Origin of the sequence: Rhodoferax ferrireducens (genome assembly GCF_003347515.1) — a bacterium.
Classification (GTDB): Bacteria; Pseudomonadota; Gammaproteobacteria; order Burkholderiales; family Burkholderiaceae_C; genus Rhodoferax.
In genome coordinates, this window is sequence record NZ_QEII01000230.1 from 1 (window position 1) to 2,470 (window position 2,470).

The 2,470-nt window shown below is 56.9% G+C and carries 3 protein-coding genes; all 3 read left to right on the top strand.

Annotated features, from left to right (window positions below; genetic code table 11):
• The first annotated feature begins 1,287 nt into the window (after nt 1–1,287).
• The 3 genes from C5P05_RS04345 to C5P05_RS04355 are packed head-to-tail and all read left to right on the top strand — an operon-like array spanning nt 1,288 to nt 2,146.
• On the top strand, nt 1,288–1,542 hold the full coding sequence (locus C5P05_RS04345) for a hypothetical protein (RefSeq protein ID WP_114968639.1): 255 nt from the start codon (nt 1,288–1,290) through the stop codon (nt 1,540–1,542).
• A 47-nt stretch (nt 1,543–1,589) separates the two neighbouring features.
• Nucleotides 1,590–1,844 (top strand): hypothetical protein, encoded by a 255-nt coding sequence (locus C5P05_RS04350; RefSeq protein WP_114968640.1) that lies wholly within the window; start codon nt 1,590–1,592, stop codon nt 1,842–1,844.
• Between the two features lie 47 nt (nt 1,845–1,891).
• A complete protein-coding gene (locus C5P05_RS04355) occupies nt 1,892–2,146 on the top strand; it encodes a hypothetical protein (RefSeq protein ID WP_114968641.1) in 255 nt (84 codons plus the stop codon).
• The last annotated feature ends 324 nt before the right edge of the window (nt 2,147–2,470 follow it).

Below are 2,470 nucleotides of genomic sequence, written 5' to 3' on the forward strand. Positions count from 1 at the left end.
CTGGGTCTGCCAAGATTGGTCACAGCCGCGGTTTCCTCCATCGAGGTTTATACGACGCCCACCCGCGTCAGTAGGCAAAGCAATGTTGAACGCCTGCACGGGCGGGCATCCTACAAACCTTAACTAAAGCGAGCTTGAAGACTATTTTTCGTCCGTTTCGGTCCGCTGGTCTGCGTTGACGGATCAACAGCGGGATGCTGTGCGGCTGGCGGTCTTCTCGATCCACCCCTTTGTGCTGGCTTCCAGCGAGGGGAGCTTTTTGCGGATGTTTGCCGCCTTGGAGGGCCTTGCGAAAACGTGGTTTCCTGATCTGCGAAAGCTTCACAAGAAGATTGAAGCACTCGTGACCGCTTTTCCCCCGCGCGTTGGTGGGCTATGGCCAATCATCGACTCGAGCGAAGACGGTCTCGACGCAATCAGAAATCACTTGGCGCACGGAGGCAGTATGGGTGGGCCGAGAATGGAGGCACTTTCCGTCGGAACTGATCACCTACAGATCTGGATCGAGAGAGTTTTGCTAGCCATCCTGGCTTTTCCACACACGAATTCGCCACGGGATTGGCTTTCCAGACACGTCCAAGGTCAAATGAGCGAGCTGCCTAGGCTGCGTGCAGCCGTAAAGTCATAGTTGGCCGTGCACGGCGAACGATACCGCTGAGAGAACTCAATGGGCGGGCTGTTATAGCTGCAGGCAAGGACGAGAGGGTAGTAGCCCAGCGAAACTAGCCACTCAAACGGTCGCAAATGCTGCACAACCGAAGTTGAAGTGCCCTCTTCAAGTTGGGTGACTGAACGACTGCAAATGGCAGACCAATTTTGCAAGATGGCTGACTGCAATGGGTCGGGACCTGTCCGCCACGCCAAAAACCTGAATGACTCTTGTCAGTCTTGGCCGTCGTTCCAGACGATAGCGCTCTGGCAGGTCGGCCATTGCTGCAGTTGGCAGACCAACCCCGATGCATCAGTAAGGCATTCGTTTTCAGACCTAAGTTAAACGCCAGCGCATGAGCCGTGGCAGATCGCATCCCTCGCCAAGTGAAGCTTGCCAATCATGTGATGGGTCCATCCAGACAGTCGTCGGAAAAGTGTTTTGCAGCACCAGACAGCGCCCCCGGTCTGGGTGGCTTAAAAAATACGCCAGGCCATGGTAAAAAGCACGTTTTTTCCTTTATTTTCAATGACTTGCAAATATTTCAAGGCGCTGGCGCAGCATCTGGCACGGCCCATGCAATAGCTTCTTCGAGCGAACTTGATGCTCACCAACCCAACCACTTAAGGAGTTACACCATGAAATCCAATCTGATCATTCAAGACCTGTCCACCCGCAAGGAACTCGACCGCGCTGCGATGTCGTCTGTGCGTGGCGGCCATGCCATCGCTGTTGTTGGCGGCAACTCGGCCAACGTTGTCGGTGGCGGCATCTTCAGCCCAACCACCGTCGCCCAGATCGGCCCAGTCGTGACCAATGTCGATGCCAGTTCGCATCTCAAGCTCGACATGCCGCATGCCTATAACTTCGGCGGCCAGCAAGTGGTTTTCTGAGCCGCTGATTTCAATTACCCAATACCCAAATTCCCAGGAGACACACCATGAAATCCAATCTGATCATTCAAGACCTGTCCGCCCGCAAGGAACTCGACCGCGCTGCGATGTCGTCTGTCCGTGGTGGCAATGCCCTCGCTGCTGTTGGCGGCAACTCGGCCAACGGCTGGGGTGGCGGCATCTTCAGCCCAACCACCGTCGTCCAGGTCGGCGCAGTCGTGACCAATGTCGATGCCAGTTCGCATCTCAAGCTCGACCTGCCCACCGCCTACAACTTCGGCGGCCAGCAGGTGGTTCTCTGAGCCCCTGATTTCAATTACCCCCTACCCAAATTCTCAGGAGATACACCATGAAATCCAATCTGATCATTCAAGACCTGTCCGCCCGCAAGGAACTCGACCGCGCTGCGATGTCGTCTGTCCGTGGTGGCCATGCCATCGCTGTTGTTGGCGGCAACTCGGCCAACGTTGTCGGTGGCGGCATCTTCAGCCCAACCACCGTCGCCCAAGTCGGCCCGACGGTGACCAATGTCGATGCCAGCTCGCACCTCAAGCTCGACATGCCCACGGCCTACAACTTCGGCGGCCAGCAACTGGTGTTTTAAGCGGTCCGTGCGCCGCGCGGGCTGGGGACTTGGGTCCTGCCCGGCGGCTTTACGCTGCACAAGAGCCGGATGCGGCCAGAATCCAATTTTTCAGATTGAACGACCGGTCTCGAGAATTCGGGTCGATGACAGGCCGCTTTGGAGCGAGGCGAAAACCGAGGCATTCAACAAGGCTCTGGCGCTTATCTCAGCTGCGCAAGCAGCTACTCAATCTATAGCAATGACCACTAGCGGCGCACCCTTGGCTGCTCTGGGTCGTAGATGGTGGTGCTGGTACCCACGCCCACCCCGATCTGCGCGCCCCCGACATTGGTGCTGGAGCTG

Excerpts from the sequence above, each read along its gene's own strand:
- C5P05_RS04345 (WP_114968639.1), top strand. The coding sequence starts at position 1,288 with ATGAAATCCAATCTGATCATTCAAGACCTGTCCACCCGCAAGGAACTC.
- C5P05_RS04350 (WP_114968640.1), top strand. The coding sequence starts at position 1,590 with ATGAAATCCAATCTGATCATTCAAGACCTGTCCGCCCGCAAGGAACTC.
- C5P05_RS04355 (WP_114968641.1), top strand. The coding sequence starts at position 1,892 with ATGAAATCCAATCTGATCATTCAAGACCTGTCCGCCCGCAAGGAACTC.